The organism is Peptoniphilaceae bacterium AMB_02 (genome assembly GCA_036321625.1).
Taxonomy (GTDB): Bacteria; Bacillota; Clostridia; order Tissierellales; family Peptoniphilaceae; genus Microaceticoccus; species Microaceticoccus formicicus.
Genome location: CP143259.1, coordinates 502961 through 519981, shown reverse-complemented (window position 1 = coordinate 519981; position 17021 = coordinate 502961). Strand labels below are relative to the sequence as shown.

Sequence of the window (17021 nt, the reverse complement as noted above, 5' to 3'; positions counted from 1 at the left end):
CTATTATATAGATTATACCAGATAATTACCATATCTTTATAAAAAAAGCCCGGGCAATTAAATGCTCGGGCTACATTTTATAATAATTCTAGATTATCTTCTTTAATACCTTTAGTAGCATATCTTGTGTCAAATACATATTTTGCATTATCTACAACCATTCTATAATCTACATTGCTATGGTTTGTTGTAATAACGACTAAGTCATATTTGCTTATTATTTCAGGATTGATTTCCTTTAACGATTCAACAAATTCGCCATTATCGTCTTTGTACTTAGGATTTAAAGCATCATAATAATCTACTTCTGCACCCTCACTTAAGAACTCCTCAATAACTACCAATGCTGGACTGTCTCTAAGATCGTCGATGTCATTTTTATACGCTATGCCCAGTATAAGGACCTTAGCACCATTTAATGCTTTTTGGAATTTTCTTGAAAGTATTCTCATACTTCTGTCAACCACATAGCTAGGCATTCTATCGTTGATAGTACCGGATGCTTCTATCATTGGCATATGCATATCGAACTCTCTGGCTTTCCATGTTAAATAGAAAGGATCAAGGGGTATACAGTGACCGCCAACACCAGGTCCCGGATAGAAAGCTTGGAAACCATAAGGTTTAGTCTTAGCAGCGTCTACAACTTCCCAAATATCAATTCCCATTTTGTGAGCAAGTATTGCAAACTCATTGACAAGACCTATATTTACATTTCTATATGTGTTTTCAAGGATTTTTTCCATTTCAGCCACTTTAGGGCTTGGAAGCTTTAAATATATCTGCATCAAGAACATTTTCATAAAGAGCTGCAGCTACATCTGTTGCATCTTGGCCAACACCACCAACTACTTTTGGTGTATTCTTGGTTTTAAACTTTTTATTACCCGGATCCACTCTTTCAGGTGAGAATGCAAGGAAGAAATCTTCACCGCATTTTAAGCCCGAAATCTCTTCAAGAATCGGTCTCATTAACTCCTCGGTAGTTCCCGGATAAGTTGTTGACTCAAGAACTACGATTGAGCCTTTTTTTAAGTACTTCGCAACATCTTCAGTAGATTTTCTTACATAAGAAATATCAGGTTGTTGATATAGATCAAGTGGAGTTGGTACCGCAATAGCTATAAAATCAAGTGTTGCAACATCTGCAAAATTAGTTGTTGCTGTAAGCTTGCCTGATTCTACTACATCTTTCAATTGCTCATCCACAACGTCACCGATGTAATTATGGCCTTCATTAACCATTTTAACCTTCTCAGCTTGGACATCAAATCCTATTGTAGTATATCCTGCCATTGCTTTTTCTACAGCAAGTGGTAAACCTACATAACCAAGTCCTACTACTCCTACTTGAAGAGTCTTTTCATTAATCTTCTTTAATAATTCTTCTTTTAATCCCATTTTTTACTCCTTTAAAAGAAATTCATTTCCCGTATGAATATATTCATTTCCACACTCCGGACATCTGTACTCGTCCTCTTTGGATACTTCAAGCCTTATACCGCAGCTGCAAATATAACCTATCGGTCTACCGGGATTTCCCACGATTATCTCGTGATCTCCAACATCTTTGGTAACAACTGCACCTGCCCCGATTAGAGCATACTTTCCAATATTATTACCACATACAATAGTTGCATTTGCGCCAATACTGGCACCGTATCCTACAATGGTCTGCTTATATTCATCTTTTCTTTCTATAAAACTTCTTGGGTTTATAACATTTGTAAACACACAAGATGGTCCCAGAAAACTGTAATCCTCACAGATTACTCCGGTGTAAATAGATACGTTATTTTGTACCTTTACTCCTTTTCCTAAAACTACTCCCGGCGATACAACAACATTTTGTCCCAAGGAGCAATCTTCTCCAATTACAGAATTTGACATAATATGAGAAAAATGCCAAATCTTAGTTCCACGTCCTATTTTAACATTTTCGTCGACATATACAGATTCATGTACAAAATAATCCATCATCTAAAACTCCAATAACTTGCTAATTATATATCTAATCTCTTCATCTGTCAACTCTGCAAAGAGAGGAATTGCAAAAGTTCTTTCAGAAAGATACTCGGCATTTGGTAGATCGCCTATTGAGTAGCCTAAACCCTTATAGACCTTTTGTAAATGCATTGGCACCGGATAATAAACACCTGTTGCTATTCCGGCATCTGACAAAAATTTAATCAATTCATCCCTTTTCTCTGATTGTAAAATAAACAGATGGTATATATGATTAGAACCTTCAGTAGTCACCGGAGTTACTAAATCGGTATCCACGAGAGCATCAATATACATCTTGGAAATCTCTGCACGTCTTTTGTTCCAGCCATCAAGTTTCGGTAATTTAACTCTTAAAAGGGCAGCTTGCAATTCATCTAATCTGGAATTATGACCTATCAAGTAATTATAGTATTTAAGTGGATTATATACGGTATTATCAGCACCTTCATCCGCTACAATCTCTTCTTCAATATCATTCAGATAATTGTAAGCTCTCTGACCAACCTCTCCACTGCCATGGGCTCTTAGAGCCTTTAAGACAGTAGCTAGATTTTCATCATCAGTTACAATCATCCCACCATCTCCGGCGCAACCAAGATTCTTTGTAGGGAAAAACGAAAAAGTATTTATGTCTCCAAAGCTACCTGCCATCTTCCCTTTATAACTGGCACCTGCAGCTTGAGCCACATCCTCGATAACATAGAGATTATGTTTCTTAGCAATCTCCATAATCCTATCCATCTTAGCACATTGTCCAAAAATATGAACAGGCATTATTGCCTTTGTCTTTTCATTGATGGCAGCCTCGATTTTTTCAGGATCTATATTATAGCTGTCCAGTTCAACATCTACAAATACCGGAGTAGCTCCCACGAATGAAATACTCTCAGCAGTTGCAAAGAAAGTAAATGGTGTGGTAATAACTTCATCACCCTCGCCTATCCCAAGAGCCCTAAGAGCAATTACGAGTGCATCTGTTCCGTTACCACAAGAAATAGCATGATTTACTCCTACATAATTCGCGAACTCAGCTTCGAAACTCTTTACATTCTCTCCCATAATATACTGTGCAGAATGAAGCACATCGACTATGGCTTTATCTGCTTCTTCACTAATGGTACCATACTGTCTTTTTAAATCAATTAATTGAATTTTCATAAAAAACCCCTTTATAATTTATAACTAAAAATCTTCTAACTCTAAATAAATCTTTTTTACTTTAATATAGCCAAGAAAGTCCTGAATATAAGACCAATATCATAAAACAATCCCAAGTTTTTTATATATTCAGCATTTAGTTTTAACTTATGCGGCATTATTTCTTCAATATAAGTCTTTTCCGGATCTGAGGATTCCGCCAAGACTTTGGATTCATCCCTGTATTCTATAGAAGCCAGGTCAGTAATACCCGGTCTTATCATCAGAACCGATCTTTGTTCGGGAGAATACATAGCTACATATCTCGGAACTTCAGGCCTTGGACCCACTAAGCTCATATCCCCGGTGAAAACATTGATAAGCTGAGGAAGTTCGTCCAGCTTAGCCTTTCTTAGCACATTTCCAACCTTAGTAATCCTGCTATCTGCACCGACAGTGATTTCTCTTCCTTTTGATGGTGCATCTGCGACCATTGTACGGAACTTAAAAATCTTGAAGGGAACACCGTTAAGTCCTACCCTCTCTTGCTTAAAAAGCACCTCTCCTTCGGAGTCAAGTTTGATAATAAGAGAGATAATAAGCATAGGGATTGCTAAAACAACAAGTCCTAAACCTGAAGCAAAAATGTCAAACAATCTTTTAACCGCAAGCTGAAACTTTTTTCTCTCTAAAATTTTCTCAACATCCATAATCCACACCCGTTATTTAACTATATCTAAAAGACTGGCAATTACAAAATCTACATCCATATCGCTTAGAAGCGTGTGAAGAGGTAGTGTCAGTGCATTTTCGTATCTCTTATATGCGTTTGGAAAATCAGAAATCTTAAAACCTAGATTCTTATATGCAGTGTGCATGGGCAGCGGTTTATAGTGAACATTTGTAGAGATTCCTCTCTCAGCCATTTCAATGATTAGATTGTTTCTACCTTGCTCATCATAATCATCTATATTTACAATATATAAATGTCCCGTGCCTATCTTGTCTGTTGTAAAGTGAATCATAGGCACAACTTCAGACCCTTTAAATCCATTGTCATATCTTTGAATGATTTCTCTTCTTCTATTTAAAAGCTTAGGATATCTCTTTAACTGTGCTAGACCTAGTGCAGCCATTATATCAGTCATATTGCATTTATAATTTGGAGCTACTATATCATATTCCCATGCTCCAAGCTGCATCTTCGCAAGGGCATCCTTGTTTTGTCCATGAAGGGAAAGCAGTTGAAACTCCTCATAGGTTTGAGCATCATCAAAAAGTCCCTTTCTCCAAGTTACAGCCCCACCTTCAGCAGTAGTTAAGTTTTTTACTGCATGGAAGGAGTAACATGTCAAATCTGCCCATTCTGCCACGGTTTTACCCTTGAATGAAGCCCCGAAAGAATGTGCTGCATCAGCTATTATGGCAACTCTACCGACTCTTTCCTGGATTTCATTTTCTGGCTTGAAGAGACTTTTTTTAGACTCAATCGCCTCTATAACTTTATCATAATTACAAGGAACACCCCCTATATCAACAGGGATAATAGCTTTTGTCTTGGTAGTGATAGCAGCGGCCACTCTATCATAATCCATTTCAAAACCGTCTTCCGTTATATCCACCATTACTACTTTAGCACCTACATGTGTAATAACCGATGCTGATGCACTATAAGTATAGGGAGTGGTAATGACTTCATCGCCCGGACCTATCCCAAGATATCTAAGTGACATCTCCATAGCAGCAGTTGCTGAATTTAAGCAAACTGCAGAATTTGTATAAACATATTTACTTATTAACTTTTCAAGCTCCTTTGTCTTAGGTCCGGTAGTAATCCAACCCGACTTTAAAGTATCAATAACTTCATCTATCTCCATTTGTGAGATATCCGGTGGTGAAAATTTTATTTTCATCTCTTCCCCCTTATAAAATAATACAGTTCCTTTTTTATCTCTTTAAAAATCTTGCTAAATAGACATTTACAGCTTTAACTCTAACTAAAATTATCATTACAGCATAAACTATACATGCTGATCCTACTACAAGTCCAATCCTTATCAAAGGTGAAATATCCATAGACTTAAGTGTCATATTCCCAAAAAACACAACTACTCCCATCACCAAAGCTGAAACAAGCACCTTTAAAAATTCTATGGCATAAGACTTGAAATTCATATCCGGTAATTTTCTCTTAAGACGGACAATCAATATAAAGGTTGCGACAGTCATTGATATTGAAGTTGCCAGAGCCAGACCTCTATGCTGCATAAATCTGACGAGTATAAAGTTCAATACGATATTCATAGCAACTGCTATAGCACCGTTAATCATCGGAGTCTTGGTGTCATGTAGACTATAGTAAACTTTAGCAAACAACATTCTAAGTCCCATACCGGTAAGTCCTAAACTATAGAAGAAGAAAGCCCCCGCAGCAACAATCGTATCTTCGTGAGTAAACATATTTCGCTCGAACATCACCTGAATCAAATCGGTAGCCATAAGCATTATTCCTATTGTAGCCGGGATGGTTATAATAAAAACAGCTCCAATCGCATCGTCTATTAAGTCAACAATTCTCTCATTGTCGTTCTTCTCAAAAGCCTCCGCTAGAAGAGGAAACATGACAGTTGTAAAACCTGCTATAAATATAGCCAAAATAGCATCATTTACCTTTGTAGCATTGTCCATACCCGAAATAACACCATCAGCCAAACCTGATGCCAGGTTCCTGTCTACTATGACATTAATCTGCTGAACGGCCTGTCCAATCGCTATTGGAATAACCAGCTCCATGGTCCTTCCCATATAAGGATCCTTGACATCTATTAATGGTCTCCATCTATAACCGGTTTTAAAAGTTGCCGGTACCTGAATTAGGAATTGAGACAGTGTTGCAATAATAGTAGTTACAATAAGTCCCTCAATGCTAAGTGGCATAAAGAACAAATACACAAAGAAGCTTAGATTATATGGAATCCCCATAAATGCATAGGGTCCATAGATATTAAAAGAGTGCAGGTATCCCGTTGCGAGGTTTTGAAGAGCCAGTGCCACTATAATCGGAGTGCCGAGTCTAGTAAGCTTAACTGCCAAATCAAACTTCTCCCCGTCAAATTTGGTAAACATTATCTTAATAAATACAGGTGCAAAAACAAATACTCCGGCAGCTATAAGAATTGCCAGTACAATTACAATATTACTTATATTATTAAAAAATTTAAACTTTCCCCTTACACCATGACGCTCTTTTATTTGAGCAAGTACCGGTACTAAAACAGTCAGTATTGCAGCTGCAATAATACCCATACTTATAGATGTAACCTGTATTGCTGCATTATATGCATCTGTTTCAAGCCCTTGCCCGAATTTCCATCCAATAACCATAACACGTAAGGCTCCCATGGCCTTGGATAAAATTCCGGCTAGTGCAATCATAATCGATGCTCGCGCAATATTCTTTTTATCCATACAAATCCCCCTAAATAATAGTGGAAGAATAGTATATTAATTTACTTCTTATGCAAGATAGCGGGCTTTTAAAATCCAACCATACCCCAGCCAAAATGTAGAAGATTAATATCCTATCTCTACTTCATCTACCCTATCTATCTCAACTAAATTTTTTGCAATTGATTTAAACTTCTCAGCACTGTCGCTGACATAAAACTCCACTTCACCATCAGCTTCAGATTCATTGAGTATATTATAGGCTTTAAGAACCTTCTCCAGTTCAAGTGCTGTCTCTTCAGCAGGATCTATTATCCTAACATCTTCCACATATTCCTCAATCTGATTTCTAAGGACCGGAAAATGAGTGCATGCTAAAATTAGTGCATCTATATTGTCCTTTTTCATATTTTCCAAGTATCTCTCTACTATCAGCTTTGAAATCTCAGTATCTGCCCATCCCTCTTCAACTATTGAAACAAGCATAGGGCATGCCTTAGCATTTATAATCAAATCATTATTTTGACTTTTAAGTCTATTTTGATAAGCATTTGAGTCTACCGTTGCTTTGGTCGCAATAAGCCCCAATCTTTTAATGTCTTTAGTGTTTCGTACCGCCCTTACTCCGGGCTCGATAACACCAATTACAGGTATATCCACATTTCTTACAATATAGTCAAAAGCTACAGCTGTAACAGTATTACAAGCAATAACCAATAATTTTATATCTTTTTTCATCAAAAAATTAACTGCATCCAAAGAAAACTCTTGTATTTCACTTGCAGGTCTAGGTCCATAGGGAACCCTTGCAGTATCAGCATAATATACAATATTTTCCTTAGGAAGTAGTTTTCGGATCTCTTTAAGAACCGTGACTCCTCCAATCCCGGAGTCAAAAACACCAATTGGTCTTGTATCCATAAATTACCTCGTTTCCGTACTAAAAACTAAATCAAACTTATCTTTAAAAAAGAAAAATGCATTTTCCAATTTTGAATCATTATCAAAAATACCGAATACAGTCGGACCGCTTCCACACATTAAGGAAGCTCTTGCTCCAAGTCTCATCATATCACTCTTAATCTCCCCAACATCAGGTTGAAGAGCTATAGTTACTGATTCAAGCTCATTTTTAAGTAATGGATAAAGCGATTCGTAATCTTTATTATTCAAAGTCTTAATGATATTGTTGAAATCCACATAGTAATCCGGGATCTCTTTATATTTTTCGTAGACATACTTTGTGCTTACGCCATAGCCGGTATTTACTATGAGAATCTTCTGTCCTGCAAAGCTGCTGATCCTTGATAAATCATCGCCTTTTCCTACCCCAAGAGCAGTTCCTCCCATAAAGAAAAACGGTACATCGGCACCTACTTTGGCACCAATTGCCATAAGTTCTTCGGTCTCAAGATTTAAATCCCATAACTCATTTAAGCCTTTAATCATACTTGCAGCATTAGAGCTTCCTCCGGCAAGTCCAGCAGCAATTGGAATATTCTTTTCAATATGAGCCCTTACACCGGGATCCCCGTCATACATATCCTTCATCAATTCCCAAACTACGTAGACTATATTCTCTTTACCCAATGGTAGTAATTTATAGTCACAACTTAACTCCAAGGAACCTCCGGGCTCTTGCCTTAAATAAAGTCCGTCCCTAATATCTATCTCTTGAAAAACTGTATGTATATTGTGATAACCGTCGTCTCTTTTACCCAATATTTCTAATGCCAGATTGATCTTTGCATATGAATCAAGTATTAGCTCTTTCATCTATTTTCCCCTTCCATTGTGAAAAATTAAAGTCTTTCTAATATCAACCATTCGTAAATTTTAACAATGAATAACTCTACTAATAATTACTATAAGCCTATCTAATTAATTATATCACAAATCTTATAAAAAGTTGAGATATCAAATAAACGCATAAAGAAACCGAAGGAGTTCCCTCGGTTTCTTTATGCGTTTATTTTAACAAAATTTCACTTCTACTGTCGACGTTAAAATATCGGAATATGAATATGATACCGTCCTTTCAACATCAAACTTGTTGTTTACCCTAACTATGAAAATATTAGGATAGGCATCAACTATAACACCTTCGTTTGTAACTATACGCCTTCTTCCTTTATCGGATCTAAGTATCACTTTTTTCCCGATATTTTCTTGAACTTCGGTTTTAATATTGTCCAAACAATCCGTATGCTTCAAGTTATCACACCTTCCGTATTGTAAATACACTTTACACGCTATCATTATATTACAAAACGGGACTTTCGTCAAGCAAAATAAAATATTATACAATAATATAAAGTCCTTGTCAACACTATTTTAAAACTTTTTTATTTCGAAAGTAATCTCGAAGCAATATTAAAATATATAACCAGACAACTGGCGTCAACAATTGTAGTTATCAGTGGTGCAGCCATTATCGCCGGGTCGAGCTTTAACTTCGCAGCCATAAGAGGTAGCATTCCACCAACCACCATAGCAGCCATAACAGTTAACATCATAGTAGAAGAAACGACAAAGGCAACATCGAAACCAACCTTGTTAAAGACCATTACACGTACCAGATTGACTACAGCTAAAAGAGATCCTACAAGCAGGGACACGTATAACTCCTTTTTGAAAACTCGTCTCCAGTCCATTAATTGTATCTCTCCTGTCGCCATACCCCTTATTATAAGAGTGGACGACTGGTTTCCGGAGTTACCTCCGGTACCCATTAGCATTGGAATAAAAGTCCTCAGAGCTCCATAAGTAATTAAAACCTCTTCAAAACTGTCGATTATATTTCCCGTGATCATCGAGGTGACCATCAAAATAAATAGCCAAGTTATCCTGTGCTTGCTCAAAGCAAAAAAACTCGTGCTGAGATACTTCTCTTCAGTAGGTGCAATACCCGCCATCTTATGGAAGTCTTCCGTATCCTCTTCTTCTATTACGTCGATGATATCGTCAACGGTTATAATACCAACCATCCTGGTTTCTTCGTCCACTACAGGGATTACAGTATAACCATACTTGATAAACACATCAGAAACTTCTTCCTGGTCATCTAAAGTATGAACATATACTACATCCTCATCCATGATATCTCCAATTCGAGCGTCAAGGTCTGAAGTCAGTATCATTCTAAGCGAAACAAAACCCAGAAGTTTTCTTTCAGCATCAGTAACATAACAGGTATAAATAGTTACCTTGTCAACACCGTTTTTATTAATGTATTCAAGCGCCTGTCTTACAGTTAAATACTGTTTAAGTACCACGTACTCCGTAGTCATTATAGTACCGGCACTCTTTTCAGGATAATTTAATATTTGATTAATAGTCGCCCTGTTTTGAGGACTAGTATTTCTTAGTATTTTCTTTACAGCATTTGCAGGCATCTCTTCAATGAAATCCACCATATCATCCATAAACATCTCATTGATAATCCTACTGACTTCAGCATCAGTAGAAGTCTCTACTATCCGCATCTGCATATCAGAATCAAGCTCGGTAAAAACCATAGCAGCTTGATCCTTCCCTAACAACCTAAAGATAATAAGGGCATCAGTAGGATTAAGCTGATTAATCAAATCCGCTATATCAACATCATTCATTTCATTTAATCTACGTTTTAACAGGACATATGACCTGTCAGCAATCATCTGCATTACTTCATCTATCAAATTAAACACCTCGCATCCTTTGCGAATAACTAAAATATAACTACCTAAATTCTATCATACATCCAAGTTTTAAAAAAGATATCAACCGATGATTATTAACTAATTATTAGGGTATCTATATTATGATGTATATTATAAAACTATGATATATGGATATAAGGAGTGATTGTGTGATTCTTGAATTAACGGAAAATGCAAAAAATATCTTGGAACAAAGTATCGAAGATAAGGACAGCAAGTTTCTTTTTATAAAAATGGTAAAATACGATTGTCATGGTCCCGTCTTATCTATGTCACTGACATCTAAAATAGACGACAATGTAGTAATCAAATCTGAAGGTTATAACTTCTTAATGTCTGAAGAGGAATTAACACTTTTTGACAGAATAAAAGTGGACTATGAAACAGAAGGACTAAGTCAAGGGTTTAAAGTTACACCCATAGAAAGTAGTTTAAATGCTTGTTTTATAACTGATGAAGAATATGATATTGATTAATCCCTAGTACAATAGTATAATATGATTATCATTACCAAGGAGGTATACTATGAAAATAAGTAAAGACATGATTATCGCTGACGTTATCAGAGAAGTACCGGGAGCAATAGACATATTATTTGCCGCAGGTCTTGGATGTGTAGGTTGTCCGGCAAGTCAAATGGAAACATTGGAAGAAGCTGCACAAGTACACAATCTAGATTTAAATGATTTAATGGAAAAACTGAATGCAAATCTTGCATAATGAAAGAAAACAGCCGGAGCATACGCTCCGGCTTCTTTTTTATAGTTTTAATAATTGATCTAACTTAGGTTGATCAAAACCGACAATCTCTTGATTGTCGATTATGGTAATAGGTACTCCCATATGTCCCATATTCATTAACTCTTTTCTTGCTTCCATGTCTGTTGTAATATTTTTTTCAGTGAAAGCAACATTTTTCTCTTTCAAGTAATCCTTTAATGCCGTACAATATGGACAGGTGTCACTAGAATAAACAATAATATCAGTCATCTAAAAATCTCCTTTCATTATTAATTTCTCTATAAATACAATATACCCATATTATTTGAATAATAACAATAAATTAAATTATTTGAATTATTTAGTTTATTCTTTTGGAACGAATAAATCATTGCTCCACTCCCACGTTTGTATAATCAAAAAAACATTTCAAGAAGTAGAGGAAGTGCCTACACTTCAACGTTAGTGTAATGATAATTTCAGTCCGAAGGTAATTCATCACCAAAAATGGAGCTAGGGGCAGCTCCTCTACCTTGTCGCTAAGAATATGTTAATATCAGCATTTCCATCATAAAACCAAGGAAACAGGTAGCGGAAGTGCCCACACTTCCATGTTTATACAATCAAAAACATTTAAGAAGTAGAGGAAGTGCCCCCACTTCCACGTTTGTATACTTACAAACATAGATAAAAAATATGATTGCCAACATGTTCGACAAAAATAATTTCACCACAAAAGTAATCCATCACCAAAAATAGAGCTAGGGGCAGCTCCTCTACCTCGCACCATAGATGGCTAAATCAACCTCTTTCCTCGGTCGTAGAATCATAAACTTATGTCATAGGTAGCGGAAGTGCCCACACTTCCATGTTTATACAATCAAAAACATTTCAAGAAGTAGAGGAAGTGCCCCACTTCCACGTTTGTATATTTACAAACATAGATAAAAAATATGATTGCCAACATGTTCGACAAAAATAATTTCACCACAAAAGTAATTTATTATCAAAAATGGTGCTAGGGCAGCTCCTCTACTTCATTGCACAGATGAGTGGATCAACACACTACCTCATAATTTATGACTGTCCAGTTCAACGAACAACTTAAAAAGTGGAGCCAGTCAGCTCCACTTTTGATTCATATAAAAGAAACTACAAAAAGCACCCGAAGACTCTACCCATTCAACTCCTTAGCAATACTCGAAAAGTCATCAATACTGAGGTTTTCAGCTCTGGCATTCTCCGGGATGGATAATTTGCTGAGCACTTCCCTTAATTCATCCTTGCTTATCTCCACATCTCCTGAGGTCAGAGAGTTCATGATGGTCTTTCTTCTTTGATTAAAACCTGCTCTTACCAGCTTAAACATCAAGGCTTCATACGGCTCAACTTTACCATGTTTAAGGTCAAGCCTAACAACCATCGAGTCAATCTTCGGTTTAGGAATAAATACCGTTTTGGGAACTCTAAGAACAGCTGAAGCATTCGCTTTATAACCAACTAAAACGGAAAGAGCTCCATACTGTTTATTCCCGGGTTCGGCAACCATTCTGTCTGATACTTCTTTTTGAAGCATGACGGTCATCGAATCAAATTTTATATTAGTCTCGAGTATATTTGCCACGATTGCAGTTCCAACATTATAAGGTAGATTTGCTACCAGTTTCACACTGCTATATCCCGGATTTTGATTTAGTAATTCCACAAAATCAACTTCCATCGCATCTGCATTTATAATCTCAACATTGTCATAAGCCATCATCGTATATTCCAATATTGGAATCAATCTCTTATCTATCTCGATGGATATTACCTTCTTAGCTCTTCTGGATAACTCTTCGGTCAAAGTCCCTACGCCGGGTCCAATTTCAATTACCAAGTCTTCCTTCTCCACTCCGGCTCCGGCAACTATTGATCTCACAACATTGCCGTCTATTAAAAAATTCTGGCCAAGAGCCTTTGAAAACGAAAAATTAAAACGCTTAAGTATTTGACCCAGATAACAAGGCATATACAATCTTTCAGCCATTATCCATCAACCCTTTCACACATCTCATCACCGGCTTTTTCAAATTCTTCCGGACTTATATTAAATGCTGTAAGCCTTTTTAAAAGCTGCTTACCATTACAATACCCAATCCCTAAAATATCGCAGAAAATCTCACGTCTTATTTTGGAATCAGGCATACCTATAAGACCATAATCTATCAAATCGCTTTTGGAGTAAACAATTCCCTTTTCTACTATCTCGGGTTTCGCTGCAGCAATTGCTGCCCTTATATCTTCAGGGCTTGCATTTTCAACACCGATATCGCCATCCTTTGTAGCATCGTCTCTTCTAATAAAAGCATGCTTACATCCCGGTGCAATTTTCTGTATCTGTCGTCTTATCTTTTTACCCGAATAATCAGGATCTGTCAGCACTATGATACCAACTCTTTCGTGAATATTAGCTATACTCTTGAGGAGTTCAGCATTTATATGAGACCCCCCCGTAGCAATAACCTCACAATCAAGAGCAGCTTTTACAGCTGTTATATCGTCTTTACCTTCAACTACAATTACTTCTTTTATCTTCATTGTAAATTAAAAACTCTCTTAGTATTTTCATTTGTAACTTCTATCAGTTCATCCAAATCCATATTTCTAATCTCTGCAATACACTCTGCAACATATAATGTATGCTTTGGCTCATTACGTCTACCTCTTTTTGGCTCAGGACTTAAGTATGGGGAGTCCGTCTCTATCAAAAGCTTATCTATCGGAACAGCTGCAGCCACTTCTTTAGCCACTCTGGAATTCTTAAAAGTAACTGGACCGGCCAGAGAGATATAGTACCCTAAATCCAGATACCTTTTTGCCATCTCAACAGAACCGGAATAGCAGTGCATAACGCCATAGACCTTGTCTTTAAAAGATTCAAGAATATCATAGGTATCACCACTAGCCTCTCTAGTGTGGATTACGACCGGAAGATTTAACTCCTCAGCCAGTTTCATTTGCTTGATAAACGCCTCTTTTTGTAGGTCTCTTGGACTATTGTCATAGTAGTAGTCTAATCCGATCTCTCCAATTGCTATAACTCTTTCAGACTTTGCCATTTCCCTATATCTATCTAAATCCTTATCCGTTAGTTCATCAGCAGAATGTGGATGAGTACCCACAGCAGCGTATATATTGTCATATAGATTTGCCAATTCAAAAGCAGCCTCACTTGTTGGTCTATCTGCACCCGGATTGATGACAAGTTCAATCCCCGATTCTTTTAAACTCTCTATAATTTGAACTCTGTCTTCATCAAACTTTGGATCATCCAAATGTGCATGACTGTCTATTATAAGTGCCATTACGATATCTCAGCTCCACTCTCAATATCGGCCATCGTTGTTAAAAGAGTAAGATCCTCTCCATTTGCTGCAGACAACAACATTCCGTTTGATTCTACGCCCCTAAGCACAACAGGCTTTAAATTGGTAATAGCAATGACCTTCTTGCCTATTAACTCTTCCGGTTCATAGTGTTTTCTAATCCCTGAAACTATCTGTCTTACTTCATCTCCGATTTTAAGCTTGAAAACCAATAACTTGTCAGCATTAGGATGGAAATTACAATCCAGTACTTCTGCAACTTTAAACTCGCATTTTTCGAAATCATCTATTGTAATTTCAGTTTTAGCTTCACTTGCCTCTGTTTCTTTGGCATTCTCTAAACTCATTTTTTCTGCCTTTCTACTATCCACCAGTTCCTGATTAAGCTTTGCTAAAATCTCTTTTTCCTCTTCCAAATCAAGTCTTTGGAATAGATTCTCGCCTCTTGAAACTTCAGTACCCGGTAGGTATAAACCGAACTCGGATGTACTGTTCCAACCCATTGGTGCAATTCCAAGCTGCTCATTTATCTTCATAGATGTATGAGGCATAAAAGGCTCTATAAGTTGAGCTATAATTCTAATAGACTCGATTAAATTGTAAAGTACGGTATTTAATCTCTCCGTATTGCCTTCTTTCCCTAATATCCAAGGTGTCGTCTCATCTATATATTTATTGGTTCTTCTGATTAATTTCCATATCTCTTCTAAAGCAGTACTGAAACTTAGCTTTTCCATCTCGGCTTCCACTGCACCCACGGTATTTACCGCCTTATCGATTAAGTCTCCGTCTACAGTCTCAATCTCACCCACACCCGGAACTATACCGGCATTGTATTTAACTACCATCTGAATAGTTCTGGAAATAAGATTACCCAAATCATTGGCTAGATCGGAATTAAGTCTTTGTAAGAACTTCTCATTAGTGAAAGATCCGTCTTGTCCAAAAGTAAACTCTCTAAGCACAAAATACTTAAGTGCATCTACTCCATATCTTTCAATGATTGGTTCAGCATACACTATATTTCCTTTTGATTTGCTCATTTTGTCATCGTCAAATAATATCCATCCATGAGCAAAAGTCTGTTCCGGCAATGGCAAATCAAGCGCCATCAACAGTGCCGGCCAAATAATTACGTGAAATCTAATAATCTCCTTAGCCATTAGATGCACATTGGCAGGCCAAAATTTTTCAAAAAGTTCTTCATTATCAGAACCATATCCAAGAGCCGTCAAATAGCAAGATAATGCATCTATCCAAACATAGATGACATGCTTTTCATCGAAAGGAACCTTAACTCCCCAGTCAAAATTAGATCTTGATACAGAAAGATCCTCAAGTCCATCTTTTAGAAAATTATTTACCATTTCATTCTTTCTAGAAACAGGAAGAATATACTCAGGATGATTTTCATAATGCTCCAAAAGCTTATCTCTATACTTGGAAAGTCTAAAGAAATAACTCTCCTCTTCTCTATAGTCTACTTCTCTACCGCAGTCAGGACATTTCCCCTCTTCCAATTGAGTATCAGTCCAAAAAGCCTCGCATGGAGTACAGTAGTGTCCCTTATAGATATCCTTGTATATCTCGCCCTTTTCATAAAGCTTTGTAAATATGCCTGCAACAGCCTTTTCATGACTTGGGTCCGTAGATCTTATAAATTTATCGTATTCAATATCTAAACTCTTCCAAAGTTTTTTGGCAGAAGCCACAATCTCGTCTACATACTCTTTCGGTTGTTTTCCGGCTGCAGCAGCGGCCTCCTGAATCTTCTGACCATGCTCATCAGTTCCGGTTACTAAAAAAGCATCAAAACCTTGAATTCTCTTAAACCTCTTTAGCACATCGGCTACTATAGTAGTATAAGTATGCCCCAAATGAAGATTGTCATTTGGATAGTAAATAGGTGTAGTAATATAAAATTTTTTATTTTCCATAATTGCTCCTTTATAATCTAATAAAAATACTCATATAAACATTATATAATATATATCCGGTTTTGTAATTAAAAACAGTAGAATAATTCATCCTAAAGCATAAATATATAAATCTTATTCCGTTTAATCAAATACCGGTTTTTTTATTAAAACACAGGTTAATATCACTTATTTAAATGAATGTCAATGTTATACATTCAATTAAATATATTGTGTGTTATTTGTTTATATTGTTCTCGATCGGGTATAATTAAAATATCACTGTAATGCGATATCAAGATATATCAATATGATTGACTGATATACTGTCCATTACATGAAGGAGGAATAAATGAAATCACCAAAGAAACACTTAGCACTTTTTGTCGGAATCATGATGATTCTCCAAGTGGTATTGCCCATTATGGCCTTTGCCGATGAAGCAGCATTTACAGTACCGGAGAATGATGTAATGTCATTGGAAAACATTAATCCACTTCCAGTAAACGATACTAGTATTGTTTCTGAGACCCCTACTCAACAGTCAGAAGAAAATATATCTTTAACCTCTCAAGATATAAACCTAGATGAAAAAACCTAATAGACGAGACCAGCGAATTAGTACCGGAAAATTCGGAAAACGATAAAATTAACGTTAAAATCATAGAGACATTAGAAGGTAATTCAGAATCATTAGCAGATGATGTAGGACTGGAAGAGATAAC

19 protein-coding genes are annotated in these 17021 nt (G+C 36.6%); 3 read left to right on the top strand and 16 right to left on the bottom strand.

The window, feature by feature from the left end:
* Positions 1-77: 77 nt before the first annotated feature.
* The 11 genes from VZL98_02485 to mgtE all read right to left on the bottom strand — a co-directional run bounded on the left by VZL98_02485 (position 78) and on the right by mgtE (position 10280).
* Positions 78-746 (bottom strand): nucleotide sugar dehydrogenase, encoded by a 669-nt coding sequence (locus VZL98_02485; protein WVH64533.1) that lies wholly within the window; start codon positions 744-746, stop codon positions 78-80.
* 10 nt (positions 747-756) lie between these two features.
* Positions 757-1401 (bottom strand): nucleotide sugar dehydrogenase, encoded by a 645-nt coding sequence (locus VZL98_02480; protein ID WVH63839.1) that lies wholly within the window; start codon positions 1399-1401, stop codon positions 757-759.
* 3 nt (positions 1402-1404) lie between these two features.
* Positions 1405-1980, bottom strand: a complete 576-nt coding sequence (locus VZL98_02475) for an acyltransferase (GenBank protein WVH63838.1) — start codon at positions 1978-1980, stop codon at positions 1405-1407.
* Positions 1981-3165, bottom strand: coding sequence for a DegT/DnrJ/EryC1/StrS family aminotransferase (locus tag VZL98_02470; GenBank protein ID WVH63837.1), 1185 nt, complete (start codon positions 3163-3165; stop codon positions 1981-1983).
* Positions 3166-3221: 56 nt separating this feature from the next.
* Positions 3222-3854, bottom strand: coding sequence for a sugar transferase (locus VZL98_02465; GenBank protein ID WVH63836.1), 633 nt, complete (start codon positions 3852-3854; stop codon positions 3222-3224).
* A gap of 12 nt (positions 3855-3866) precedes the next feature.
* Positions 3867-5057, bottom strand: coding sequence for a DegT/DnrJ/EryC1/StrS family aminotransferase (locus tag VZL98_02460; protein ID WVH63835.1), 1191 nt, complete (start codon positions 5055-5057; stop codon positions 3867-3869).
* A 34-nt stretch (positions 5058-5091) separates the two neighbouring features.
* On the bottom strand, positions 5092-6612 hold the full coding sequence (gene murJ / locus VZL98_02455; GenBank protein WVH63834.1) for a murein biosynthesis integral membrane protein MurJ: 1521 nt from the start codon (positions 6610-6612) through the stop codon (positions 5092-5094).
* Positions 6613-6717: 105 nt separating this feature from the next.
* Positions 6718-7512, bottom strand: coding sequence for a glutamate racemase (gene murI / locus VZL98_02450; GenBank protein ID WVH63833.1), 795 nt, complete (start codon positions 7510-7512; stop codon positions 6718-6720).
* A gap of 3 nt (positions 7513-7515) precedes the next feature.
* Positions 7516-8367: a 4-(cytidine 5'-diphospho)-2-C-methyl-D-erythritol kinase gene (gene ispE, locus VZL98_02445; protein ID WVH63832.1), complete on the bottom strand. Its 852-nt coding sequence runs from the start codon at positions 8365-8367 to the stop codon at positions 7516-7518.
* A 198-nt stretch (positions 8368-8565) separates the two neighbouring features.
* Positions 8566-8805, bottom strand: coding sequence for a Veg family protein (locus VZL98_02440; protein WVH63831.1), 240 nt, complete (start codon positions 8803-8805; stop codon positions 8566-8568).
* Between the two features lie 131 nt (positions 8806-8936).
* Positions 8937-10280: a magnesium transporter gene (gene mgtE / locus VZL98_02435; protein WVH63830.1), complete on the bottom strand. Its 1344-nt coding sequence runs from the start codon at positions 10278-10280 to the stop codon at positions 8937-8939.
* Positions 10281-10441: 161 nt separating this feature from the next.
* Between mgtE and VZL98_02430 the strand changes: the two genes are divergently transcribed.
* On the top strand, positions 10442-10768 hold the full coding sequence (locus VZL98_02430; protein WVH63829.1) for an iron-sulfur cluster biosynthesis family protein: 327 nt from the start codon (positions 10442-10444) through the stop codon (positions 10766-10768).
* A gap of 49 nt (positions 10769-10817) precedes the next feature.
* Positions 10818-11012 (top strand): DUF1858 domain-containing protein, encoded by a 195-nt coding sequence (locus tag VZL98_02425; GenBank protein WVH63828.1) that lies wholly within the window; start codon positions 10818-10820, stop codon positions 11010-11012.
* Positions 11013-11051: 39 nt separating this feature from the next.
* Here VZL98_02425 and VZL98_02420 read toward each other — a convergent pair whose 3' ends face one another.
* The 5 genes from VZL98_02420 to metG form a co-directional block, all read right to left on the bottom strand.
* Positions 11052-11282 (bottom strand): glutaredoxin family protein, encoded by a 231-nt coding sequence (locus VZL98_02420; GenBank protein ID WVH63827.1) that lies wholly within the window; start codon positions 11280-11282, stop codon positions 11052-11054.
* A 904-nt stretch (positions 11283-12186) separates the two neighbouring features.
* Positions 12187-13041, bottom strand: coding sequence for a 16S rRNA (adenine(1518)-N(6)/adenine(1519)-N(6))-dimethyltransferase RsmA (gene rsmA, locus VZL98_02415; GenBank protein WVH63826.1), 855 nt, complete (start codon positions 13039-13041; stop codon positions 12187-12189).
* The gene (rnmV, locus tag VZL98_02410) at positions 13041-13592 is read right to left on the bottom strand and encodes a ribonuclease M5 (GenBank protein WVH63825.1); all 552 of its coding nucleotides are present in this window, start codon (positions 13590-13592) and stop codon (positions 13041-13043) included. Before rnmV ends, rsmA begins: the two co-directional genes overlap by 1 nt.
* Positions 13589-14359, bottom strand: a complete 771-nt coding sequence (locus VZL98_02405; protein ID WVH63824.1) for a TatD family hydrolase — start codon at positions 14357-14359, stop codon at positions 13589-13591. The genes rnmV and VZL98_02405 overlap by 4 nt, the downstream gene beginning before the upstream one ends.
* Positions 14359-16317, bottom strand: coding sequence for a methionine--tRNA ligase (gene metG, locus VZL98_02400; protein WVH63823.1), 1959 nt, complete (start codon positions 16315-16317; stop codon positions 14359-14361). The genes VZL98_02405 and metG overlap by 1 nt, the downstream gene beginning before the upstream one ends.
* Positions 16318-16648: 331 nt before the next feature.
* On the opposite strand from metG, the gene VZL98_02395 reads away from it, so the two are divergent.
* Positions 16649-16897 (top strand): hypothetical protein, encoded by a 249-nt coding sequence (locus VZL98_02395; GenBank protein ID WVH63822.1) that lies wholly within the window; start codon positions 16649-16651, stop codon positions 16895-16897.
* The last annotated feature ends 124 nt before the right edge of the window (positions 16898-17021 follow it).